General features: G+C 67.4%; 21 protein-coding genes. 5 read left to right on the top strand and 16 right to left on the bottom strand.

Annotation, left to right across the window (positions count from 1 at the left end; translation table 11 throughout):
• Window positions 1–51: 51 nt before the first annotated feature.
• A complete protein-coding gene (locus E4V01_RS11010; RefSeq protein WP_135298359.1) occupies window positions 52–1,824 on the bottom strand; it encodes a glucan ABC transporter ATP-binding protein/ permease in 1,773 nt (590 codons plus the stop codon).
• A 269-nt stretch (window positions 1,825–2,093) separates the two neighbouring features.
• Between E4V01_RS11010 and E4V01_RS11015 the strand changes: the two genes are divergently transcribed.
• The gene (locus E4V01_RS11015) at window positions 2,094–2,867 is read left to right on the top strand and encodes a motility protein A (protein WP_060772042.1); all 774 of its coding nucleotides are present in this window, start codon (window positions 2,094–2,096) and stop codon (window positions 2,865–2,867) included.
• A 14-nt stretch (window positions 2,868–2,881) separates the two neighbouring features.
• Window positions 2,882–3,715, top strand: a complete 834-nt coding sequence (locus E4V01_RS11020; RefSeq protein ID WP_060772043.1) for a flagellar motor protein MotB — start codon at window positions 2,882–2,884, stop codon at window positions 3,713–3,715.
• Window positions 3,716–3,736: 21 nt separating this feature from the next.
• Here E4V01_RS11020 and E4V01_RS11025 read toward each other — a convergent pair whose 3' ends face one another.
• A complete protein-coding gene (locus E4V01_RS11025; RefSeq protein ID WP_060772442.1) occupies window positions 3,737–4,165 on the bottom strand; it encodes a CAP domain-containing protein in 429 nt (142 codons plus the stop codon).
• 219 nt (window positions 4,166–4,384) lie between these two features.
• Window positions 4,385–7,114 (bottom strand): DUF3772 domain-containing protein, encoded by a 2,730-nt coding sequence (locus E4V01_RS11030; RefSeq protein ID WP_135298360.1) that lies wholly within the window; start codon window positions 7,112–7,114, stop codon window positions 4,385–4,387.
• Between the two features lie 715 nt (window positions 7,115–7,829).
• On the opposite strand from E4V01_RS11030, the gene E4V01_RS11035 reads away from it, so the two are divergent.
• Entirely contained in the window at window positions 7,830–8,378 is a 549-nt protein-coding gene (locus E4V01_RS11035) for an HNH endonuclease (RefSeq protein ID WP_060772045.1), read from the top strand.
• Window positions 8,379–8,385: 7 nt separating this feature from the next.
• On the opposite strand, the gene E4V01_RS11040 is transcribed toward E4V01_RS11035, so the two are convergent.
• The 11 genes from E4V01_RS11040 to E4V01_RS11090 all read right to left on the bottom strand — a co-directional run bounded on the left by E4V01_RS11040 (window position 8,386) and on the right by E4V01_RS11090 (window position 19,958).
• Window positions 8,386–8,643, bottom strand: coding sequence for a hypothetical protein (locus E4V01_RS11040; protein WP_135298361.1), 258 nt, complete (start codon window positions 8,641–8,643; stop codon window positions 8,386–8,388).
• 26 nt (window positions 8,644–8,669) lie between these two features.
• Complete coding sequence (locus E4V01_RS11045) at window positions 8,670–9,569, bottom strand: outer membrane protein (protein WP_135298362.1); 900 nt, start codon at window positions 9,567–9,569, stop codon at window positions 8,670–8,672.
• Window positions 9,570–9,808: 239 nt separating this feature from the next.
• A complete protein-coding gene (locus tag E4V01_RS11050) occupies window positions 9,809–10,666 on the bottom strand; it encodes an outer membrane protein (protein ID WP_003601522.1) in 858 nt (285 codons plus the stop codon).
• 183 nt (window positions 10,667–10,849) lie between these two features.
• Window positions 10,850–11,716 (bottom strand): outer membrane protein, encoded by an 867-nt coding sequence (locus E4V01_RS11055; protein WP_060772048.1) that lies wholly within the window; start codon window positions 11,714–11,716, stop codon window positions 10,850–10,852.
• Window positions 11,717–11,980: 264 nt separating this feature from the next.
• On the bottom strand, window positions 11,981–13,321 hold the full coding sequence (gene glmM, locus E4V01_RS11060) for a phosphoglucosamine mutase (protein ID WP_135298363.1): 1,341 nt from the start codon (window positions 13,319–13,321) through the stop codon (window positions 11,981–11,983).
• A 234-nt stretch (window positions 13,322–13,555) separates the two neighbouring features.
• A complete protein-coding gene (locus E4V01_RS11065) occupies window positions 13,556–14,305 on the bottom strand; it encodes a sulfite exporter TauE/SafE family protein (protein ID WP_060772050.1) in 750 nt (249 codons plus the stop codon).
• Between the two features lie 115 nt (window positions 14,306–14,420).
• Window positions 14,421–16,349, bottom strand: coding sequence for an ATP-dependent zinc metalloprotease FtsH (ftsH, locus tag E4V01_RS11070; RefSeq protein WP_060772051.1), 1,929 nt, complete (start codon window positions 16,347–16,349; stop codon window positions 14,421–14,423).
• A gap of 137 nt (window positions 16,350–16,486) precedes the next feature.
• A complete protein-coding gene (tilS, locus tag E4V01_RS11075) occupies window positions 16,487–17,515 on the bottom strand; it encodes a tRNA lysidine(34) synthetase TilS (protein ID WP_135298364.1) in 1,029 nt (342 codons plus the stop codon).
• Window positions 17,512–18,537, bottom strand: a complete 1,026-nt coding sequence (ybgF, locus tag E4V01_RS11080; RefSeq protein ID WP_135298391.1) for a tol-pal system protein YbgF — start codon at window positions 18,535–18,537, stop codon at window positions 17,512–17,514. Before ybgF ends, tilS begins: the two co-directional genes overlap by 4 nt.
• Window positions 18,538–18,709: 172 nt before the next feature.
• On the bottom strand, window positions 18,710–19,222 hold the full coding sequence (gene pal / locus E4V01_RS11085) for a peptidoglycan-associated lipoprotein Pal (protein ID WP_056116883.1): 513 nt from the start codon (window positions 19,220–19,222) through the stop codon (window positions 18,710–18,712).
• Between the two features lie 382 nt (window positions 19,223–19,604).
• Entirely contained in the window at window positions 19,605–19,958 is a 354-nt protein-coding gene (locus tag E4V01_RS11090) for an Hpt domain-containing protein (RefSeq protein ID WP_060772054.1), read from the bottom strand.
• Between the two features lie 102 nt (window positions 19,959–20,060).
• On the opposite strand from E4V01_RS11090, the gene E4V01_RS11095 reads away from it, so the two are divergent.
• Complete coding sequence (locus E4V01_RS11095; protein ID WP_135298365.1) at window positions 20,061–20,459, top strand: response regulator; 399 nt, start codon at window positions 20,061–20,063, stop codon at window positions 20,457–20,459.
• A 104-nt stretch (window positions 20,460–20,563) separates the two neighbouring features.
• Here the strand turns inward: E4V01_RS11095 and E4V01_RS11100 are convergent, their stop codons facing one another.
• Window positions 20,564–21,586 (bottom strand): WcbI family polysaccharide biosynthesis putative acetyltransferase, encoded by a 1,023-nt coding sequence (locus E4V01_RS11100; RefSeq protein WP_135298366.1) that lies wholly within the window; start codon window positions 21,584–21,586, stop codon window positions 20,564–20,566.
• A 47-nt stretch (window positions 21,587–21,633) separates the two neighbouring features.
• Here E4V01_RS11100 and E4V01_RS11105 point away from each other — a divergent pair, with 47 nt between their 5' ends.
• Window positions 21,634–22,695: a GSCFA domain-containing protein gene (locus tag E4V01_RS11105; protein ID WP_135298367.1), complete on the top strand. Its 1,062-nt coding sequence runs from the start codon at window positions 21,634–21,636 to the stop codon at window positions 22,693–22,695.
• Between the two features lie 244 nt (window positions 22,696–22,939).
• Here the strand turns inward: E4V01_RS11105 and hemC are convergent, their stop codons facing one another.
• Window positions 22,940–23,869, bottom strand: a complete 930-nt coding sequence (gene hemC / locus E4V01_RS11110; RefSeq protein WP_135298368.1) for a hydroxymethylbilane synthase — start codon at window positions 23,867–23,869, stop codon at window positions 22,940–22,942.
• Window positions 23,870–23,887 lie beyond the last annotated feature (18 nt).

The raw sequence follows: 23,887 nt of genomic DNA on the forward strand, positions 1-23,887 counted from the left end.
CCGTGTCCGGCGCTTCGACCCGCCGGATCTTTCATTCGAGTCCGGCTCGCCTCAGGCGGCCATCGGCATGTCGTCCTCGGCCTCGGCCGCCATGAACTGAGCCCGGGCGAGCGCGGCGAAGCGCTGGTTGAGGGCGACCAGTTCGTCGAAATCGCCGGCCTCGACGATCTTGCCGTTCTCGAACACGAGGATGCGGTCGGCGTTGCGGATCGTGGCGAGGCGGTGGGCGATCACGAAGGTGGTGCGGCCCTCCATCACCGTCTCCAGCGCCTGCTGCAGCTTGCGTTCGGTCGCCGCGTCGAGAGCACTGGTCGCCTCGTCGAGGATCAGCATCGGCGGGTTCTTCAGCAGTGCCCGCGCGATCGAGAGGCGCTGGCGTTCGCCACCGGACAGCGACCGGCCGCGCTCGCCGATGATCGTGTCGAGCCCATCCGGCTGGCGCGCCATGAACTCGCTGGCTTGAGCGCGATCGAGGGCATCAAGCATCTCGGCATCGGTCGCGTCGGGGCGGCCGACCTGAAGGTTCTCGCGGATCGAGCGGTTGAACAGCATCGGCTCCTGGAAGACGACGCCGATGTTGTGGCGCAGGCTGGACAGGCCGATGTCGCGGATATCGATCCCGTCGATGCGGATGGCGCCTGTATCGGGATCGAAGGTCCGGTGCAGCAGGCCCAACGTCGTGGACTTGCCCGAACCCGTGGTGCCGACGAGCGCCACGGTCTCGCCGGGGCGGGCGGCGAAGGAAACGCCGTCGAGCGCGCTGCGGCGGCCGTCGTAGGAGAAGGCGACGTCGTCGAAGGTCACCTCGCCTTCGAACCGGGCGACCTGCTTGGCATGCGGCCGGTCGCGGACGGTCGGCACGGTGTCGAACACCTCGAAGAACTCGCGCATCTTCGGAGCCTGCATGAACACGCCGTTCACGAAGGTCACGACGTGGTCGAGCTTGGTCACGAGCATGGTGGCGAGGCTCATGAAGGCGACGATCTCGCCGACCGTGGCCGCACCCTTCTGGTGCAGGGCGATGCCGGTGATGAAGATCGCGGTCATGGTCAGCGTGCCGGAGGCGCGGGTAGCGACGTTCGCCAGCGCCCACCACGACAGGACCGGAATCTGCACGCGGAGCAGGTCGTGGATGATGGTGCGCATCGCCTCCTTCTCGGCGCGCGCACGGGTGAAGGACTGAATCACCGCGACGTTGCCGAGCGCGTCGGAAGCGTGGGCCGCCAGCCCCGACTGGAACTGCTCGACCTCGCCCTGAAGCGTCTCGGTCCGGCGCATGACGTAGCTCGCCAGCGCCGTGAAGACGAGGACGAGCACGACGAGGATCGCGCCGAGACGCCAGTTCACGAACAGCGTCAGCGGCAGGAGCACGCCGACGGAGAGCAGCGCGGAGAAGTGCTCGCGGAAGAAGTTGAGCCAGACCCAGGCCATGGCGTTCGTGCCTTCCAGCATCGCCTTCAGCACGCGGCCGGAATGGTTGGACGAATGGAAGGCGATCGGCAGTTCGAGCACGTGCTCGAAGAAGTTCGCCATGGTCGAGAGGCGGTTGCGATGGGCGAGCCGGTCGGAATGCAGAGCGATCGCGACCCCCGCACCGATGGTGAACAGGCCGAACACGACCCATGCGACGATCCACGGCGCCAGCGCGGTCGCGGGCGCGTCCTTGGAGAGGTGAGTCAGGCCGTCGATGATGCGGCCCATGATGAGCGGTTCGGCGAAGGCCGCGACCGCGAGCGCGACGTTGGCCGCGATCAGGCCGCCGACCAGACGCTTTTCCGCTGCCAATAGGCCGAGCACCCGCGCATAGAGGCGAATCATCGACATCGTGTTTTCGCTCCCCGCCCCGTCCGGCCGCAGCCGTGGGGATCTTGCCGTTGGGAACCGGGTGGACCCGGCGCCGGCCGACCGGGGGGCTGCGGTTCTCCGCGCAGACACCCCCGGGCAATCGGCATGGAAAGATATGGCTCTTCCCCCCTGAACGGCACATGACGGCGAACAGCCCGTTCCTCCAAGCCCTTTACCGTTCCTTCAGCCTGTTTTTTTAGAAGTTGGGGACGGCCTGCGTGATTGGCCGGGCTTCGGGCATCGGCGTCATGGATCTCGCAACCGGTATCGGGCTGCTCGGCGGCGTCGGCGTCGTGTTCACCCTCATCATGATCGACGGCGGCAACTTCGCCGCCTATTTCGACAAGCACGCGGTGATCGTCATCTTCGGCGGTGCCATCGCCGCGACGATGATCCGCTTTCCGTTCTCGACCATGCTGCACGGCTTGCCGATGGGGCTGCGCTACGCCTTCACCATGCGCTCGGTGAAGCCGCACGAACTGATCGAGGAGATCACCAAGATCGCCGACGTGGTGCGCAAGTCGGGCCCGATCGCACTGGAGAGCATGGAGATCTCCGATCCGTTCCTGGCCCAGGGCTCGCGCTACATCGCCGATGGTTACGACCGCGACTTCATCCGCGATACGATGGAGCGCGACCGCGACAACTTCCTGATGCACCTCGACGAAGGCTCGAAGATCTACCGTGCCTTCGGCGACTGTGCCCCCGCGTGGGGCATGATCGGCACCATCCTCGGCATGGTGACGATGTTCGCCAACATGTCCGACCCGTCCAAGCTCGGCCCCGCCATGGCGACCGCCCTGCTCGCGACGCTCTACGGCGCCCTGATCGCCAACATGGTCGCCATTCCGATCGCCGACAAGCTTCACGTCAAGCTCGAGGAGGAGGATGTCTCGCGCTCCCTCATCATCGACGGCATCCTGCTGATCCGCGACCAGAAGAGCCCCTCGCTGGTGCGCGAGATGCTCATCGCCTACCTGCCGGCCAACCACCGCGAGGAACTCGCTGCGGAAGCGGCGTAACGGGGGCTTGAGCGGTGGCCAAGAAGAAGCGCGGCGGCGCCCACGGCGGTCACGGCTGGTTCGTGACCTTCGCCGACCTGATGGCGCTCCTGATGAGCTTCTTCGTCATGATCGCCGCCTACTCGACGCAGGACCAGAAGAAGCTCCAGGTCGTCGCCGGCTCGATGCGCGACGCCTTCGGCGTGAACAAGGAATCGAAATTCGCCGGTATCCTCGAAAGCGAGGGCATTCCGACGGCGGACAAGTTCAAGCACCTGCGCGACGTACCGCCCGAGCGGGCCACCGACCGCACCACGCCGCCGCAGATCGACAGCGGCCTCGACGACGGCATTCCCGACCGCGGCTATCCCGATGCTTTCGGGCAGGCCGCCGCCTCCCTGCGGCAGGCGATGCAGGACATGCCGGAGGTGGCGGAGCTGTCGAAGAACGTCATCATCGCGCCGACCCGGAAGGGGCTCGACGTTTCCATCGTCGATCAGGACGGCCGCTCGATGTTCCCGGAAGGATCGAGCCGCCCCAACGACCGCACCCGCCGGCTGCTCGAACGCTTGGCGCCGACGCTGATGAAGCTGCCGAACCGCATCGCCGTGACCGGCTTCACCGCGACGGCCCGTCCCGGCACGCGCGACACCGCCCCGCCCTGGGAGCTCTCGGCCAACCGCGCGCTGAGCGTGCGCGACGTGCTGGCCGGCGCCGGCCTGCCGGACGACCGCTTCGCCTCGGTGACGGGCAAGGCGGATACCGAGCCGATGTTTCCCGACAACCCCTATCTCGCGGCGAACCGCCGGGTCACGGTCACGCTATTGTCCGAGCCGCCGCCGACGCCGAACGGTAAAGCCCTGCCCTGAGGGCGCCCCCGCCGACCGCGTCTACTTGGCCACAAGCAGCGCCCAGTAGACCTTGTATTTGGAGCCCGGCGCGTAGGCGGTGGCGATGCCCATCCGCGTCGCCTCGGGAGACAGCATGACGGCCCGGTGCGGAGGGCTGTCGCGCCAGCCCGAGAACGCTTCCGCGAGCGTGTGGTAGCCCGCCGAAAGGTTGGCATCCGCCCCGTCATAGCCGAGCCGGGTCACGGCCGCGCGCACGGTTTGACTCCTGCTCGGACGGTCGGAGGCCGCCATGGCCGCGGCCTCGGTCTCGGCCAGGCGCTGCAATTCGGGGTCGATGACGAGCGGGGCGGCGCCGTTGTTGCGGCGATAGGCCGAGATCATGTCCCGGGCTGCCGCCGTATCCACCGCGGTGCTGCCGGTGGTGAGTGGCAGGTACATGCTCGGCAGCCCGGTGGTGTCGGGCGTCATCGTCCCCGCGCAGCCCTGGAGCAGGGCAACGAGCGCGAGCGCCGCAGGTGCGGTGATGAAAGTCCTGTGTCCGAGAGTTTGACGTCCGAGCACGACAACGGCTTTCCGGTGAGCAGAGGGATGAGGTGGCCCCTGCCCCCGGTAAACTCAAGTGTATCGGTGCTGCCGGCCCCCGATATCCTCAGGGCCGGCGCCGTTTCTTCCGAAGGACGCGCCTGCCTATCCGTGGCGTCGGCGGTTCACATCCTGCGATTCGTTCGCCGGGCTATGGGGGGCGGTTTCCTCGGGCGCCGAGCTCTTCTTGGCATCATCCGCTCCGGATGCCGCGGGCGCGATCACCTGCGTCGCCGAGCTGCCGACCGCATGGGCGATCTGACCGAGCGCGTCGCGGACCGGTTCCAGGCCCTGAACCGTGATGAAGCTCGAAGCCGGGCCCATCGGCGGGATGAACTCGGCATCAGCCAGCGTCTTGAACACCGAGAAATTGAGGTCGCTCTGCACCTTCTGGCCGAGGTTGACGTCGACCACCATGGCGACAAGCTCGAACTCTAGGAAGGGATCGCCGATCTTCTTGAACACCACCCGCGGCGGCGGCTCCTTGAGCACGTCCGGATGGGCCTTGGCGCAGGCGACCATCATCTCGGCGGCCTGGACCGGATCCTTGCTGCGCAGCACGCTGACGGAAAGGATGACCCGGCCGGTGCGGTCGCCGCGCACGCGGTTCTTCACGATTCCCGAAATCAGATTCGAGTTCGGCACGATCACGGCCGAGCGGTCGAAGGTCTGGATCTCGGTGGAGCGCACCGAGATCCGCTTCACGATGCCTTCGCTGTCGCCGATCAGCACCTGATCACCGACCCGGATCGGGCGCTCCCAGAGCAGCAGCAGGCCCGAGACGAAGTTGTTGACGATCGACTGGAGGCCGAAACCGATACCGACGGACAGCGCGCCGGCGACGATGGTCAGCTTCTCGAGGCTGAAGCCCAGATACGAGAAGGACAGCGCCAGGGCGAGCAGGAAGCCGACATAGCCCGCGACCGTCGAGATCGAGTTGCGCAGGCCGGCATCGAGGTCGGTCGCCGGCAGATAGGTGTTCTCCAGCCAGCGCTGCACGCCGCGGGTGATGAACACGCCGACCCCGAGGATGCCGACGCCGTAGGCGATGGACGACAGCGAAATCGTGACGTCGCCGACCTTGAAGCCGAAGAAGGCCGTGCGGATCGAGGAGAACACGTCCGTCGAATCGAGCCCCCAGGGCGCGAGCGTCAGGAGCGCCGCGACGGCGATCAGCACGACCCGGCCAAAGCCGGTCACCAGCACCGCGATCTGGTTGAGCGAGCGCTTGCGCAGCCCGGTATTGGCCTGGAGCGTGGTGGCGAGGCGGGTCTCCTCGCACAGCGAGCCGCCGATCAGCACATCGACGCTCATGATGAGGAGCCAGAGCAGGACGAGGACGCTCGCGCTCCAGATCAACTGATCGACGAGGAAGGCCGAGAGGGCGACATATCCCACCAAGGGCGCCGCCGCGATCACCGCGACCGCGACCCAGCCGAGCAACCGCAGCGGCCCACCGATATTGGCCGAGGTGTCGGTGCCGACATAGGGGCCGAAACACTCCTCCTCCTTCTCCGCGGTATCGGCGAAGCGATGGAGGCCGACGGCGAGCAGCAGCGCGGCCGTGACGGCCCCGATGCCGCGGGTGGCGATGGAGATGGGCAGAGCGGCGTAGATCGCCGAGTTCAGCGCCTCCGTCGACTTCGACACCGTGATGACCACGGCGATGCTGACGGCGAGCGCGTTGATCCGCCATGCCGCCGCGTCCGAGACCGGCGCCGGACGCCAAGCCGGCTTGTTGACGGCCAGCAGCGCGTCGGCGGTCGCCTCGACGAAGGCGATGAAGGCGATGCCGCCGAGAATGATGCTGGCGACCGGCAGAAACCGGGCGGGCAGCAACTCGGTGACGTCGAGGGCGTAGTAGACCGCGTAGCTGCCCGCGAGCGCCGGCAGCGTGCCGAGCAGGAGCACGCGCCACGCACCCAGAAGCTTGGCCCGCTTCGACGGTGAGGTGACGTTGATGTCCCGGCGGCCGAGCGCCGGGGCGATGTTACGGCGTCCGAAATACAGGGCGAAGGACAGGCCGAAGGCGAGACCGAGAATCAGCAGGTTCCACAGGGTGCCGTTGCGGCGGAACAGGGAGACGGTGTCGTCGAAGCCGCTGCGCAGCGAGCTGATGTCCCGTGGAATGTCGGCGGCGACCCGCATCCACAAGTCTGGGCTCAACAGCGAGGAGCTGCGCTCGAACAAGCCGCGGGTGAAGGCGGCGCGACGGCGATTCGAGATCTGATCGACGATCTGGTCGCTCTGCACCAGCAGCGACTTGGCCAGCCGCTGGGTGCCGTCGATGTCGTTGACCGCCTGCTCGCGCTCGGCCCGCTCACGGGCGACCTCCTCGCCCTCCTCGCCCTCCTTCGGCTTCGGGCCGATTTGCGTCAGCCGCTCGCGCGCGGCCTCCAGCCGTGGGCCGAGCAGCTCGATCACCGACCGCAGCCGGTCTGCGAGCGGGTCGAGCCCATCGCGGGCGCGGGTCAGATCGCCCGCGCCGACATTCTGCCCGGAGATCGCCTTTTCCCGCGCTTCGAGATCCGCCTTGATGGCGTCGAGCCGGTCGCGGAGCGTTTGCAGCGCTTCCGAGACGGGCACCTTGGGCGCTGCCGGCTTGGGAGCCAGCGCGGCCTGCCCGTCCGTCGCAGCCGGTTGCCCATTCGCCGGGGGCGCTGCCGTCTGGTGCTTCGGGGCCGGTGCCGACTGAGCGGCCGGCGCTTGCGCCCCGGGCGAACTCCCCTGCCCGACGGCCGCATTCGGCAGCAGAGCCGCCGCGGTCAGTGCCGCGATCAGAGCCTTGCTGCGCATCATGAGGCGGAGACGGGTGAGAAGGGAGTGTCGTAGCATCGGTGTCCTTCGCGGGGGAAACGGGATCGCGTCGGGTTATCGGCGCCAGGGTAGCCTGGCCGGCCGGTTCGCGGATGGTGTCGCGCGCGGCCACATCCGCCTGCCCCGCGCTCGACGGGCTCGGTATTCCGCGCCGCCCCTCAGCTAGGGTCATGGCGCGACTTGCCGAGAGGCACGCCGCGACACCTTTTGCAACGCACAACGGCGCGTCGGTCGGGTCTGTGTGCCCGCGTAATGGGGCAAAAGCGTGCGGAACGGAGCGATGGACGCTCTATTCCAAGGAAAATCATAGGCCGCGACGTCACGGACGGTGGGTCCGCCTTCACAAGCTTGTCACGCTGATATTACACTAAGCCGCGATGGACTTGGCCATATCCTCACGCAGCGAGGAGGCGGCGCTGATCGTCCGCCCCGCCACGCTTCGGATCGAACCGGCACGACTCGCCGGTCGGGGAAGCTGTTGGCGTCAAGATCCCTCCCCACCTTTCGTTTCCCGCCAACCCGCCCGAGCGCGACGCGCTGAGGCCGTGGGTTCGGCGCGAGCGCGCGCGACAGCCTGCGGACTCGCGGCCGTGCCGGGGCGTCATGCCCTCCGGCACGGTTCCGAGGCGCCCCCTGGGCTCCGACTGTCGCGGGTACGGCATGGCCCGTCGGACCTTCGGTGTCCGAGGCCGAGGCGCCCGAGGGGCGCCGTCACGAGCAGTGAGTGGCGTCGATGATCGATCTGCAAACCCTGGTGCTCAACGCGGATTACAGGCCGCTTTCCTACAATCCGCTCTCGTTGTGGTCCTGGAAGGACGCATTCACGGCGCTGTTCCTCGATCGCGTCACCCTGGTCGCGAACTACGATATCGAGGCGCACAGTCCGAGCCGATCCCTCAAGGTGCCGAGCGTGGTCGCCCTCAAGAGCTACGTTGCGCTGGCCCGCAGCCCGGCCTTCACCCGATACAACATCTACCTGCGCGACACCTTCTCCTGCCAATATTGCGGCCTGCGTCTCCCCTCGGGCGGTCTGACCTTCGACCACGTCGTGCCTCGCTCACGCGGCGGCCTCTCCACCTGGGAGAACGTCGTGGCGGCCTGCTCGCCCTGCAATCTGCGCAAGGCCAACCGCACGCCGCACGAGGCCGAGATGCCGTTGCTCAACGAACCGCGCCGGCCGACGCGGCACGAGTTGCACCGGCGCCAACCGGAATTCGACCACCGCCAGTACCACCATACCTGGCTCGACTATCTCTACTGGGACAGCGAGCTCGACAGTTGACCACGCGTCAGCGCAACGGCTGCGGGGGCTCGTTGAACATCGGCTGGTTGGTCGGCCGCGGCACGTAGGCCCGGACGGCGAACCGCTCGACCGGCCCTGACGCGCGGAAGCGCGGGCGCGGATCGCGGTAGGGCATGTCCGGCGGGAGTGCCGTGACGGCGGGGCGTCTCCTGAAAGCTCCGCCGCGGCTCTCGGCTTGCGCATCCGTCATCGCGATCGACAGGCCGGCGAGCGTCGCGGCCGTGAGCGGAAGCAGATGGCGCATGGCGGCTCTCCGATCTCGGTCGCGCGTCAGAACTTGATGGCCGCGCCGCCACGCACGGTGTTCAACTCGGCCTTATGGCCCTGGAAGTCGTTGAACAGGACGTATTGATACTCGCCGCGCAGCAGGAAGTTCGGCGTGATGGCGTATTCGAGGCCGCCACCGACGGCGATGCCGGTTACGGTGACCTTCTTTGTCGTCCCATGGACCGTGCCGGGCGCCGGGATGCTGCCAGGCGGATTATTTTGGTAGAAGACAGAGTAGCCTTCGTTGTCGATGTATGATTTCGTAGTGCCCGTCTGATTGGTGGCGTAGGTTGTATTGTTATAGCCGTAATCCTGAATTGTAACAGTATTACGGACGGTCGCTCGACCGACTGCCATGCCGCCCGTGACGAAGGGAAGGAGATTGCCAAAGGCGTAGCCAAGTCGGCCTCTGATCGTCCCATAGTCTTGAATTTTGGTGCTGGCTTGGCCGCTCAGATCGACGGTTCGAAGGTAGTTGTCCTTCGTGATCATGTAGCGGGCGATCTGATCGGAGGTGGTTCCGCTCTGACCAAAGTACGTATAATCGGCCTCGAAACCAACGACGACATCTTCGAACTGGTAGTTGACACCGGCAAACACACCGTAGCTGGCGCCGCCAGAATGGGTCGAACGCGCTGCAAGAAGCTGGGATGCGTTCATTTCGGCTTCCACGACGCTATACCGGAGCGCATTCGCGACGATCGGCTGGAACGTATTGTTGAAGCCGAGGGCGGCCGACGAATAGCCGCCATGCCCACCGACATAGAACCCGCTCCAGTCGATGATCGGAGCCGGTGCCGGGTAATCATCGTCGTAGCCGCGCAGCACGCCGTAATCGAGATCGGCAGCGAAAGCGGGTGAAGCCAGAACGGTGGTCAGAAGAGCCAGGGTCGCGATACGCATCGTCGTCGTCCTCACGCACCGGGCCGTTGCTGCGCCGGGCTGACCCTTTCGTACTAGTTCGGTAACCTTAATTTTTCGTGCCGGACCAACATTGGATGGCGTCCCGAGATCGTGGATTCGTGCCCCTGCCCATCGTTTTCGGCGCGATACGCGAGCGTTCGGTGCGACGGTCCAAACGAGAACGGCGCCCGGGGATAAGCCCGGACGCCGTGCGTTCCTCAGGAACGATCTTGGTCGATTCAGTTGCCGAAGTTCCGAACGGGAGAGGCGAGCAGGCCGTCGGCGAAGCGGTAGCGAAGGCCGACCCGGAATTCGCTGGCCGTCAGATCCTTCACACGGGTGAGGCCGCCGAACTCGTCCAGTCCACTGCGGATCCGGCCGAGATCGATGTAGCGGTAGGCCGCGTCCACGCTGAAACCGGCACCGATGTCATAGGACAGACCGGCGGTCAGAGCCCAGGCGAAGGTCATGACCGAGTGGTTGGCGCGGAAGGCGGCGTTGCGCGGTCCCGTGCCCGCGGACCCGTCGCAGCCGTCGATCAGGCATGTCGTCTGGGTGTAGTTGCGGCTCATCCGCTTGTCGGCGAAGCCGACACCCGCGCCGACGTAAGGCGTGAAGCCGTACCACGTTCCAATGTCGGCGTAGACGTTGACGAGGCCGGTCAGCACATCGACCTTGCCGGCTTCGAGATTGTAGCCGGTCTCGAACACCGAGCGCGAGGAGTAGCCGCGGAAGGACGAGGCGGCGCGCTGGTCGATGGTAGCGTCGACGCGCAGCCACGGATTGATCTGGTAGCCGACGCCGCCGCCGTAGCCGGTCTCGGAACTCAGGCGCAGCCCGACCAGCGGCGGCATGCCCGGATCGTTCGGATCGAGAATGGCATCGTCGCGCGGGTGGTCGTACCAGCTCTGCGTGAAGTCGCCGCGCAGGTACCAGCCGCTGCCGATGGTCACCGGTTCGACTTGGACAGGCGGCGGCGGGGGCGGCGGAAGCAGATCCGCCGCCGCGGCAGGGGATGCGAAGGAGCCGGTCAGAACCCCGAGGAGGGTGCCGGTCGCGAGCGTGGCCGCCAGCGCCAGACGATGCGATGCGATCATGGGAAGCCTCGTCGGAGGCGGCGGCAGGAGGGGCCCGCGCCTCGATTGACCGGCAGATTTGCCGATAAAGGTTATGATCGGCTTAACCTTAACCAGCAGGGATCCAGAGAGTCGGCAACTTGAAAACAAAAACGGCGCGGAGGGTGTCCGCGCCGTGGCAATACAATCGAAAGTTCGGGAAAATCAGTACTTGCGCACCAGCGGAGGCGGGGGCGCGTAATCGACCGCGGCGACGGCAACCGGGGCGCCGAACAGGTAGCGCAGGCCGACCTTGACGTCGTGGGCTTCCAGTTCCTTCACGCGATAGACGGTCTTCGGGCAGTCCGGAGCGCAGGTGACGACGCCGGTCGTGGCCTCGCCCATGTTGAGGTAGCGGTAGGCCGCCTCGAACCTGATGTTCTGTGTCACGGCGTAGCCGAGACCGGCATGAAGGGCCCAGGCAAAGTTCGTCCGCTCGTTGTGGCGGCCGATACCGTAGCCCCCCTCATACGCGCCGAAGCCCTTGTCGGTCACGCCGCCGAAGCTGTGGTGGGCGACACCGACGCCGGCACCGACGAACGGCGTCACGCCATACCACGTGCCGAGATCGACATAGCCGTTGGCGAGGCCGACGATGGAATCGAACTTGCCGCTCGTGACGTTGTAGCCGCCGGTATCGCCGAAGGTCTTGTCCTCGGCGACGAACGTCCACTTGCTGCGGAAGCGGTACTCACCGGTTGCATCGACGCGCAGCCACGGATTGATCTGATAGCCGACGCCGCCGCCGATGAAGTACTGGTTGGAGACCTTATCCTGCACGACGGCGTAGTCGTACGGCTTGGGCGGATGGGAGACGTCCTCGGCAATGCTCTTGCGCAAGTCGAGCGATCCGTAGCCGCCATCGACCCGAAGGTACCACCCGCCCGCGAACACGTCCGGCTCGGGCAGCGGCTCGGGCATCGGCGGCGGGGGTGGCAGCAGGTCGGCGGCTTGTGCGAGGCCGGGCACCCCGACGCTCGCGAGGAGCGTGAAGGAGCGCGCCAATGCGAGAATTTTGGTGCGGCGGCGCATTACGATTTCCTTGACCCATCGAGCGCGCCGAAAATTGAAGGCCGGCCCGAGATGCGAAAGCAAGGATGATCGATGAAGGTTAAGTCGGACTTAACGTAAAAAGTTATCCTTGCCGATCCGTTGTCATGATTGGCAAAGGTGCCGGAAAATCAGTGCCATCGCTGCTTGTACTTTCCGCCGGTGACCGCCCCGGCAGCGGATCGGTCCCGCCCTTCGCGTCGCCGAACCGATTCCCGGCTGAGAGCCGTATCCGGCCGGATTGCTTTAGGCCGCTGCGCGGGTGACGGCGTCCACGACTTCGTCCACGACCTCGGCGACGAGATCACGGTCGTCCCCCTCGGCCATCACCCGGATCACGGGCTCGGTACCGGAGGGGCGGATCACGAGGCGGCCCGATTGGCCGAGCCGGTCCTTGGCATGGGCGATGGCGGTGACGACCGAATCCGCGCGCAGGGGCTCACCGGAGCGGAAGCGGACGTTCTTGAGGATCTGCGGCAGCGGCTCGAAGCAGTGGCACACCTCGCTCACGGGCAGGTTGCGGCGCTTGACGACGCTGAGGAGCTGAAGCGCGGCCACCAGCCCGTCGCCCGTGGTCGCGTAATCCGACATGATGATGTGGCCGGACTGTTCTCCGCCGAGATTGTAGCCGTGCTGGCGCATATGTTCGAGCACGTAGCGATCGCCGACGGCCGTGCGGGCGAGGGTGAGACCGATGCTGTTGATGTAGCGTTCGAGGCCGAGATTCGACATGATCGTCGCGACCAGTCCCGGTTGGGTCAGGCGCTCATCCTCCTGCCACGAGCGGGCCACGGCCGCCATGAGCTGGTCGCCATCGACCTTCTGGCCCTTCTCATCAACGATCAGCACACGGTCGGCGTCGCCATCGAGGGCGATTCCGACATCGGCGCGCAGCTCCCGCACCTTCTGCACGAGGGTTTCGGGCGCGGTCGAGCCGACATCCTGGTTGATGTTGAACCCGTCCGGCTCGACACCGATGGAGATCACTTCGGCGCCCAGTTCCCAAAGGGTTTCCGGCGCGACGCGGTAGGCCGCGCCGTTGGCGCAGTCGACGACAACCCGCAGACCGTCCAGGGTGACGTGGCGCGGGAGGGTGCGCTTGGCGAACTCGATGTAGCGGGCATGCACGCTCTCGATCCGCTTGGCGCGGCCGAGGTCGCGCGAAGCGGACAGGCGGTTGCGCATGTCGCCGTCGATCAGGCTCTCGATCTCGAGTTCGAGCTCGTCGTTGAGCTTGAAGCCGTCGGGCCCGAACAGCTTGATGCCGTTATCCTCGAAGGGGTTGTGCGAGGCCGAAATCATCACGCCGATATCGGCGCGCATCGAGCGGGTCAGCATGGCGACGGCGGGGGTCGGCATCGGCCCGAGCAGCAGCACGTCCATGCCGACGGAGGTGAAGCCGGCGACGAGCGCGGTCTCGATCATGTATCCCGAGAGCCGGGTATCCTTGCCGATCACGACGCGGTGGCGGTGGTCGCCGCGTTGGAAGATCACGCCCGCGGCCTGCCCGACCTTGAGAGCAAGTTCCGGTGTGATGACGCCGTTGGCCCGTCCACGGATGCCGTCGGTTCCGAAGTGTTTGCGCAACGTCGCTTCTCCGCACTCGGCGTGGTTCGCACCGGAGCAGATTACCAGAATGGCACCCGGCCGGCAGAAAAGATCTCGGGTATCGTGAACCGGTTGCTCCGTGACAAAGGCGTTCGAAATGGGGCGGCCCGGCCGGTTTGGCCAGCGGCGCGTGCATCGTCCCGGACGTTGGATTCAGGCGGTGGCACGAGCCTGTTGTTTTTGCATGGCATTTTCCGAAAGCCGCAGGCTGCGCTATCGAAGAAGTTGCGGCAGGCCCGAGAGAAGCAGGGCGATGCCTGAGACGGTCAGAAGGCCGAGGACGAGCCGGCGAAACCCGGTCTCGCTCAAGCCGATATAGGCACGCGTGCCGATGATGGTCGGGATCAGCATGGCCGGCAGCACCACGAGGATCATCGGCAGCATGCTTCGTGTGACGATACCGGATGCGACGTAGACGGCCAGCGTGACGGCGAGCATCGATAGATTGAAGTTCTGGATGACGGCGCGCTGCACGTCACGCTCGTAGCCGCGGAGCGTGCACCAGAGTGTCGGCAGCGTTCCCGTGAACCCGCCGAGGCCTCCGAGAATGCCGCCGCCAAGTCCGACGGCAGCGTCGGCGATACGGCCGCCGACGGTGATGCGCGGTAGATCCTTCGACAGGAGCATCGCGGGGCACCAGAGCACGAGAACGGCTCCGAGGATCGTCTTGAACCAGTGCATGTCGAGATGCGGCAGCAGGAGCGTCCCGAGCGGGACACCGGCAAGGCCGCCGAGCACGAACGGTGCCAGGAGACGAAGATCGAAGCCCCTGCGCATCGTGACCGCAGCAATGATCTGCCCCGTGAGCGCACCGGTCACCGCGAGGGCCGCTGCAAGCTGCGGGTCGATCACCCAGGCCCAGACCGACATGGCGACGAGGCCGAACGCGAAGCCCGACAGCCCTTGGACGAAGCCGGCGATGGCTGCGCCGAAGGCGACGATGAGATAGACCGAACTCGACATGCGCCGGGTCTTTTCACCCTTGTCTTGGGGCACGGCCTGCCGATGCGCTGCCGCGCGCGATGGCCATGAAAAAGGGGCGCCTCGCGGCGCCCCTTCTCCAGGTCCGATCCGGTGTTCAGCCCTGCGGTTGCGGGCTCGGCTCCAACCCGCCATCGCTGCCGCGCGGGCGACCACGGCCGGTCGATGGCACCGGCGAGCCGCGGGCCGGGGTCGGCGGCACGTCGCCCGAGTCGCGCACCGGCGGCTCGCCCTGGAGCAGCTTGCGGATCTCGTCGCCGGACAGGGTCTCGTATTCGAGAAGGCCCTGCGCCAGCGCCTCGAGATCGTCCTTGCGCTCTTCGAGGATGCGGCGCGCCTCCTCCAGGCCCGCTTCGACGAGGCGGCGCACTTCCGCATCGATCTTCTGCGCGGTTGCCTCCGAGACCGTCTGCTGGCGGCCCATCGACATGCCGAGGAAGACCTCGTCGTTGTTGTCGCCGTAGGCCACGGTGCCGAGCTCCGGCGAGAAGCCCCAGCGCGTGACCATCATCTTGGCCAGGCGTGTCGCCTGCTCGATGTCGGACTGGGCGCCCGAGGTCACCTTGTCCTTGCCGAAGATCATCTCCTCGGCGATGCGGCCGCCCATCATGATCGCCAACCGCGAGGTCATCTGCTCGAACGACATCGACAGCTTGTCGCGCTCGGGCAACTGCATGACCATGCCGAGCGCCCGGCCGCGGGGAATGATCGTCGCCTTGTGGACGGGATCGGTGGCCGGGACGTTGAAGGCGACGATGGCGTGGCCGCCCTCGTGGTAGGCGGTGAGCCGCTTCTCGTCCTCGGTCATGACGAGGGTACGCCGCTCGGCGCCCATCATGACCTTGTCCTTGGCATCCTCGAACTCGTGCATCGTGACGATGCGCTTGCCGCGGCGTGCGGCCAGCAGCGCCGACTCGTTGACGAGGTTCATCAGGTCGGCACCCGAGAAGCCGGGGGTACCGCGGGCGATGACCTTGAGATCGACGTCGGGCGCCAGCGGCACCTTGCGGACGTGGACGCGCAGGATGCGCTCGCGGCCGGTGACGTCCGGGTTCGGCACCATGATCTGGCGGTCGAAGCGGCCGGGACGCAGCAGCGCCGGATCGAGCACGTCGGGGCGGTTGGTCGCCGCTATGATGATGACGCCCTCGTTGGCCTCGAACCCGTCCATCTCCACGAGGAGCTGGTTGAGGGTCTGCTCGCGCTCGTCATTGCCGCCGCCGAGACCCGCGCCGCGGTGACGGCCGACGGCGTCGATCTCGTCGATGAAGATGATGCAGGGCGCGTTCTTCTTGGCCTGCTCGAACATGTCACGAACGCGGGACGCGCCGACGCCGACGAACATCTCGACGAAGTCCGAACCGGAGATGGTGAAGAAGGGCACATTGGCTTCACCCGCAACCGCACGGGCGATCAGCGTCTTACCGGTGCCGGGCGGGCCGACGAGCAGCACGCCGCGCGGGATGCGGCCGCCGAGGCGCTGGAACTTCTGGGGATCGCGCAGGAATTCGACGATCTCCTGAAGGTCCTCCTTGGCCTCCTCGACGCCGGCCACGTCGTCGAACGAGACCCGTCCATGCGCTTCGTTGAGGAGCTTGGCCTTCGACTTGCCGAACCCCATGGCGCGTCCGGCACCGGACTGCATCTGGCGCGAGAGGAAGATCCAGGCGCCGATGAACACGAGGATCGGCAACCAGCTCACAAGAAGCTGGATGAACCAGGGCGTGTTGTCGGAGGGCGGACGCGCCGTGATCTGCACGCCCTTGGCCTGGAGCTTCGAGACCAGGCCCGGGTCGTTCGGCGCGTAGCTCGAGAAGTTGCCGCCGCCTACATAGGTGCCGCTCACGTCCTGGCCGGAGATCGTGACGGACTGAATCTTGCCGGCGTCGGCATCGTTCAGGAGCTGGCTGTAGGCGATCTCGCTGCCGCCGCCACGGTGACCCGGGTTCTGGAACAGGGTCACGAGGGCGAGCACCAGCAGGAAGATGACGACCCACAGGGCGAAATTGCGGAAATTCGGGTTCATCGATCGGTCCTGGGAGGCGTGCGAGCGTCGTCCCGCAATGTCGCGGCATACCCCACGCACTCCGAGCCAATGTAGGCGGCGCCCCACCGGTTGCCAAGTAAATCGGATGCCCCTGCGTCGAGGGCGACCGCGTAACGTTAGCGGCGGCGATCCGGTGCCCTGCGCGGCGGCGCCGCGACAAGGCGGATTGTCCCCTCCCCTTCCGCCTCGATCAGGACCCCGCGGAGGGTGCGGCGCAACGCCCTCCTCTCGGTCAGAGCCGGCAGCAGCGCATCGAGCACCAGCGCTTCGAGCCGTTCCAGGCGCTTCGGAACGGGTGCTTCGTGAGCCGGCGCGACCGTGTCGAGAGCCGCGTCGATGACGCGCACGACGATGGCGCATGGCTCGCGACACAGGCGCTGCCCGTCGAGACGCAGCCCACCATCGTCCGTGCGCGTGATCTCCAACAGGACAACCTCGGCACGCTGCCTCAGCGCCGTGTCGTCCCGCCGAGCGCGAACGGCAAGGCGGGCCAGCCGCGCCGCATTCAGGCCTTCCTCCGCAAGGAGCGGCAAGAGGCGGCGCAACCGGGCTCGGGTGAAGCGCTCATCCGTGTTGGAGGGATCGCAAAGGAACGGGAGCCGGTGCATCTCGCAATAGGCCACCAGATCGGCCTTCGAGAGGCTCAAGAAGGGCCGCACCAGCCGGATGCCCGGTGCCAGGGGGCGCTCGTCCCGCATCCCGGCGAGTCCGGAGGGCCCACTTCCGGCGATGAGCCGCATCAGCACGGTCTCGGCCTGATCGTCCAGTGTATGCGCGGTGAGAACGAGCCCCGCGCCGATCCCTGCGGCATGATCGGTCAGGAGCCTGTAGCGGGCGCTGCGCGCCGAGGCCTGGATACGGCTGCCACGTCGCGGCGCGTCCCAGGTCAGAATCGTGTGGACAAGGCCGAGTTCGGCGGCAAGGCGCCCAACCCCGAGCGCCTCATCGGCCGAACCCGGCCGGAGGGCGTGGTCCACCGTGGCGACGCGGAACCGGTCCTTCCCCGCACGGGCGGCCGCGTGCATCAGTGCCGTGGAATCGGGTCCGCCCGAGACCGCAATCAGTGCCGGGCCAGCGGGTTCGTTGAGGAATGGTGCGAGGGCGCGGTCGAGCCGGTCGTCGAGGGACGCGGGCGCTGCGCTCAAGCGGCGCAGCGGGCGCGCTTCTGCTCCCGCTCGACGCCTTGGCGCACGGTGGCGCCGGCGCTCGGAAACTTGCGCTCGACCTCGGCCAGCGTGGCGCAGGCCTGGGCCTTCGCGCCGAGCGCATGCAAGGAGGTGCCGAGCTTCAGCATCGCCTCAGGGGCGACGGGCGAATTCGCGTAGTCAGTCGAGACCTTCAGGAACTGCTCGGCGGCCTCGCGGGAGCGGCTGCGCTGGAGATAGCTTTCACCGAGCCAGTAGGTCGCCTTCGGCACCAGCCGGTCGCGCGGATGCGATTGGATGAACTGACGCAGGCTCATCTCGGCCTGCTCGTACTGGCGCTCGCGAATGAGAGCGTAAGCGACCTCGAAATCGGCCTGCGCGTCGCCGCTGCCGGTGGCGGCGATGCTGGCGCTCCCGACGGGTGCTTCGAGCGGCGCAATCGACCCGGTGCGCGCGTGCGGCGGCGAGAGGTCCACCGGACCGCCGAAGCCAGGCGGCGGCAGATCTCCGTCCTCCGACGAATCGGAATCCGCCTCCACCACCGTCGGGGCGACAGAGCGGCGCTGGGGTGCCTCCGCCTCGGCGATGGCGCCGGTCGGCAAGGGCAGCGAGGGCTGCGTCGTCCCGAGTGGCTTCGGGGCGCCCGGCGCATTCGGGTTCTGCTCCGGATCGAAGGCATCGCTGCGCTTGCCGGGCCGGCCCTCACCCGGATTGGTGCCATAGGGGGCGGCCGAGGGCGGGGGTGCTGCGGACGCCGGTGCCTTGCGGGTGGGCGCGGCGGCGCTCCCCTTCCCTTCCTGGAAGCGGAACTCGACATCCTCCTGGAACTTCCGAAGCTGTTCCTTGAGCTGCCGGTTCTCGTACTGGAGCGTCTCGATCTGTCCCGAGAGCTGCCGGGACACGTTCTCGAGACGGTTGAGACGCACCACGAACTCCGACGCGTCCTGTGCCTGCGCGCCGCAGAGCACCGCTGGTGCGATCGCGAAACCGAGTCCGAGGGTCAGGAGGAGGCGGCGGAACATGGCGGCTGGCACCGATCGGTCTTCTGGTTCGCGGCCGACGTCGTGTTCTTCCCGAACCCTCCGCTGCGCCGTCGCGGCCTGAGCGGCGACGGCGCAGCGGAGGGTTCGATGAGGCACGCTTACCCGATAGCAGATGGCCCGGTCGGCCGCAAAACCGGGCCTGCACCCCGTCTCAGGAGCCGGCGCCGCCGTCCAGAACGCTGACGGAGCGGCGGTTCTGCGACCAGCAGGAGATGTCGTTGCAAACCGCCACCGGGCGCTCCTTGCCGTAGGACACCGTCCGCATCCGCGAGGCCGAGATGCCGCGGGAGGCGAGGTAATCCTGCACCGTCTGTGCCCGGCGGGCGCCGAGGGAGTAGTTGTACTCCCGCGTGCCGCGCTCGTCGGCATGGCCCTCAATGAGGAAGCTGTAACGCGGGTAGCGCTGGAGCCACGATGCCTGCTTGTCGAGGGTCGCGGTCGCGGTCGGGGTGAGATCGGTCGAGTCGGATTCAAAGAATACCCGGTCGCCGATATTCACCACGAAATCCTGGGCGCTGCCGGGGCGGGCCGCGCCTCCGGCGCCGCCGGCACCGAAGCCGGACGCATCGGCAAGATCGCTGTCCTTGCTGCAGGCCCCGAGGCCGAGTGCGGCGCAAAGTGCCAGCGTCAGGGAAAGCCCACGGAAACGCGCGGGTGTCGACATCGTCACTCTCCTCACGGCCGAGCCGTGCCGGTTGTCCTGCCGGTGCCCGCTCCAATCGTCTGGCGAAAGGGGCCGGCTCCGAATCTCAGTTTGAAGGCGCTCCCGATGACCGGACACGGATCCGTGTCGGCCCCAAGCGCTTCGTGCCGAATAGTGTAGCCGCGGATGGTTAAGTGTCTCTCACGCAAGCACCCGCACCGCTGTCTGTCCGCGAGACGGGCCGGACGGCGGCTGCGCTGCCGCGACCGCATCGACCGACGACCGATCCAAGCTCGACCGCAGCGACGTCAGTGTACTGCTCAAGATTGCGGCGGGCCGTGGGCGCGAGAGGAAACGGCTCCGCTTTGCCGATTGACGTTGCGGTGCGGTAACACAAGTGGTGTCACACGCCGCGCAACGTCGCGATCGCGTTCCGTGCCTGGCGGGCGGCGTCAACCGCAGCGCCCAGCGGCGCCGCGATCTCTGCGCCGCTCAGACAGGCCTGCTCCAGAGCTGCACAGGCGCCCGACAGACGGCTGAAGGAGAGCGCGCCGCTCGACGAGACGAGGATGTGTGCGTCGCTGGCAAGCCGCGACGCTTCACGGGCGGGCGGATCGAGGCGGATCGCGATCTCGTGGTCGAGGACTTCGAGCAGCTCCATGAGGCGGGTGCGGCCGAACAGATCCTCCAACTCCGCCAGCGCGTCGGCATCGAAGGCTGGTGCCTGGGCGGGACGCTGCGCGTCAGGCTCATTCATTCCATTGCTCAGCTTTGCGAAAACTTGCTATGCGGCGGTGGAGTTAATGATGCATTAACTGTTCCGCCATGTGATGGGCGCGCCGCAAACTGGATAAGGGCCATGCCTTCCGCCCCGACCGTGCTCATCGTCGAGGACAATTACCTGCTACTTGAGATGCTGACGCGGCTTTGCGAGCGCGAGGGCATGCGCGTTCTCGCAGCGTCGAGCGGCGAGGCGGCGCTGACGACGTTGCGGGACGTGGGCGAGGCCATCGATTGGCTGCTGACCGACATTCTCCTCCCTGGTCTGATCGACGGCTGGACCGTGGCTGCCGCCTATCGCGAGCGTCATCCGAGGCGGCCGGTCGTCTACGCCTCGACCGCGGCGCAGATCGAGAGCCGCACGGTTCCCGGCAGCATCTATATCCGTAAGCCGTTCCAGGCCCGGGAGATCGTGGAACTGGCAAGCGTCATGGCTGCGTCGCGCGGCGTCGGAGACGCGCGCCGCGTCGCCGGCTGAGTGGGTTCCGACAAGACCACTGCGCCGCCGTTGTCGCGAGAACGGAAGCGGTTGGAAGTCGGGCGATTGGGGCGGCATGCCCATCCCGTCCGCGCTGAATCGATCTACGCCGCACCTAAGAGCGAGCAGATCTCCGGATCCTTCTCCCAAGCCTCGACCCGCGCATTGGTGAGGTTCTCCGACCGCTGCCGCGCGTAGAGGGCGAAGCTCTCGGCCACGAAATCCGGCAGATCGAGAAGGCGCGGCGCGGCGCGGCGGCCGTCGCCCTTGAACAGCGTCGAGCCCGCCACGCCGTAGCGTTCGGCAATACCCGGCAGGACGGGCCAGACCGGCTCGGACGTCAGCGCATCGGGGGCGTAGGTATGGACTGGGATGTCGAGCGGGTCGCAGCCGGTCTCGCGGGCGAGGCGCCGGGCGATGTCGCCCAGCACGTGCAGGTGCGGGTGGTTGATGACGTGCATGAACACGCCGCCGCGGCTCCACAGCGCGAATTCCCGCTCCAGGCCGAACCCGACGTCGCGGGCGGTGCGCAGCAGGTAGTCCGCGCTCGCCTGCCACAGGTCGAAGTAGCCGAGCCGCTCGAAGACGGCACCGGTATAGAGCCGCAGGGTCGCCTCGACGCTCAGGCCCTGGCGGAAGCCGTGGAGCGCGATCGCCGAGTGATACGGCCCGATCGGCGAGGCGACGAGACGAGACAGCCTCAGGCTCGCTTCGTCGCCGACATGGATGAGGTCGGGATGGAAGCCGGAAAACAGGATCGTTGGAAACAGCCGCAGCCCCGGCACGCGTTCGGCGAGCCCGTGGACGTTGCCGCCCGCGACGAAGCACGTGGGAAAGAAATGCGAGAAGACGTGATCGGCATCCCCGAGATGGTGTGCCAGCCGGTCGAGATGCCCGAACCGTCGGCCAAGCCCGGCGACGAGAAGCGTCTCGACCGCGGCGCCCGGCAGCAGCAACCGCAGCGCCTGCGCGATGCCGGCCGCCTGACAATTGCCGATCACCGCGATCCGCGGGCGGCCGGCCGGTCGCCGCCACGGTCTCGCCCAGGATCGCAGGGAGAACGGCTGCGCCGCGAAGGCCCGGACGGCCGGGGCGAGCGGTTTGAAAAGGGCGGGGAGCGGGGCCAAGCGGCGCGCGGCCTCTCGCGGGCATGCGTGCAGGATCGGATCAGGCGATGAACCCTTACCGCGATCTACCGGCCGAGCGCTTCTGGCGCAAGGCGGTGGCGGGCGTGCCGCCCTTCGCCCTCGATCCGGGTCCGCGCGGGACCTTTCGCATCGCCCGCACCGATCGCGTGGCGACCGCCGGCTCCTGCTTTGCACAACGCGTCTCGCAGGCGCTGGCCCGCGGCGGATTCCGCTACCACGTCACGGAAACCGCACCCGAAGGGTTGAGCGAGGCCGAGGCGACCGCGCGTCAGTTCGGCACCTTCTCGGCGCGTTACGGCAATCTCTACGGCCCGCGCCAGTTCGTGCAGCTCTTCGACCGGGCTTTCGGCGCCTTCGATCCGCAGCTCAAGGCATGGCAGCGGGACGACGGACGCCTCGTCGATCCGTTCCGCCCGACCATCGAACCCGATGGCTTCGCCGACGAGGCCGCGGTGATCGAAGCCCGCGAAACCCATCTCGCCCGGGTGCGTGACCTTTTCGAGAGCCTCGACGTGCTGGTCGTGACGCTCGGCCTTACCGAGGGCTGGCGTTGCCGTGCCGACGGGGCGGCGCTCTCCCTCGCGCCGGGGGTCGCGGGCGGGCAGTTCGATCCGCAGGAGGTCGCCTTCGTCAATGCGGGCACGGCCGAGGTGATCGCCGACGTCAAAGGGTTTCTCGATCGGCTCTGGAGCGTGAATGGGCGTGCGCGGGTCATCCTCACCGTCTCGCCGGTGCCGCTGATCGCGACCTATTGCGATCAACACGTGCTCGTCGCGAACGCACACTCGAAGGCGGTGCTGCGGGCCGCCGCCGGGGAGGTCTGCGAACGCAACGATCCGCGCCTCGTCTACTTCCCGTCCTACGAGATCATCACGAGCCACACCAATGGCGGGCGCTACTACGAGGAAGACCAGCGCGGCATCGCCGAGGCCGGCGTCGCCCACGTGATGCGCGCCTTCATGGCGAGCTTCGCCCCCGGTTCGGCCGAGAAGCCGCAGCCGCAGCCCTCCCACGACAGCCAAGCGGAGTTCGCCGGCACCGCAGGCGTCATCTGCGACGAGGAGACGATCGAGCGCAGCCTCGCCTGATAAGTGTCTCACACAAAACTCCCGCCGCGCTGTCATCGCCAGAACGAGAACGGTCAGAGACCGGGGGTTTTGTGAGGCACTCTAAGCGTTTCGCTCGATCCGAGGGGGAAGCGTAACGCTCCGCCCGCGCGACGCGCGAGGAGTCGATCCATCCTGCAGGCCCGACGGGATCCCGCCGAGGCCCAAATCCGCCATCCCAATCCGCCATCCCAAGGGGATCAACCGGATTTGAGAGGAAAGGAGGCTACTTGAGGTGGGCGAAGTAGACGTCGCCCGCGGCCTGCTTCAACTCGGCCCCGGCCTCGCGGCCGATCGCGTCCGCGTCCGCCGCCAATCCCTCCCGATGGACCGCCCAGTGGCGGCTGCCATCCGGCAGGAACAGCAAGCCGTCGAGGCTGATGCGATCCCCCCTCACCTGCGCGAGGGCCGCGATGGGTGTGCGGCACGAGCCGTCGAGTTCGGCAAGCAGCCCGCGTTCCGCGTCGAGCGCCGTCGTCGTGGTGGCGCAGGCGATGGGCGCCAGCAGCGCCCGGATCGCGTCGTCGCCGGCCCGGCACTCGATGCCGAGTGCGCCCTGCGCCACGGCCGGGAGCATCTCTTCCACCGACAGCACGCTGCGGGCGATATCCGCCATCCCGAGGCGCTGCAGGCCGGCGAGCGCCAGCAAGGTGGCGTCGCACTCCCCCGCCTCCAGCTTGCGCATCCGGGTATTGGCATTGCCGCGCAGCGGCACGATGGTGAGATCGGGCCGGTGCATCAGCACCTGTGCTCCGCGCCTGAGCGAAGAGGTGCCGACCCGTGCGCCGGAGGGCAGATCGGCCAGACCGCTGGCCCCACTCGCGCTGAGGAAGGCGTCGCGCGGGTCGTCGCGTTCCAGGATGCAGGCGATGGCGAGCCCGTCGGGAAGCCACGTTTCCACGTCCTTCATCGAGTGAACGGCGACATCGATCTCGTCGGCAAACAGGGCTTGTTCGAGTTCCTTGGTGAACAGGCCCTTGCCGCCGATCTCGGAGAGCGGCCGGTCGAGCACGCGGTCGGCCACGGTCGAGACGACGATGATTTCCGTCTCCAATCCCGGATTGGCCGCCACGATCCGATCGCGGACCATGCCGGTCTGGGCCAGCGCCATCGGGCTGCCGCGGGTTCCGATTCTCAAGGCACGCGAAAGGCTCATGCTTGCGCTTTACCCGAG

Origin of the sequence: Methylorubrum sp. Q1 (genome assembly GCF_004683995.1) — a bacterium.
Taxonomy (GTDB): domain Bacteria; phylum Pseudomonadota; class Alphaproteobacteria; order Rhizobiales; family Beijerinckiaceae; genus Methylobacterium.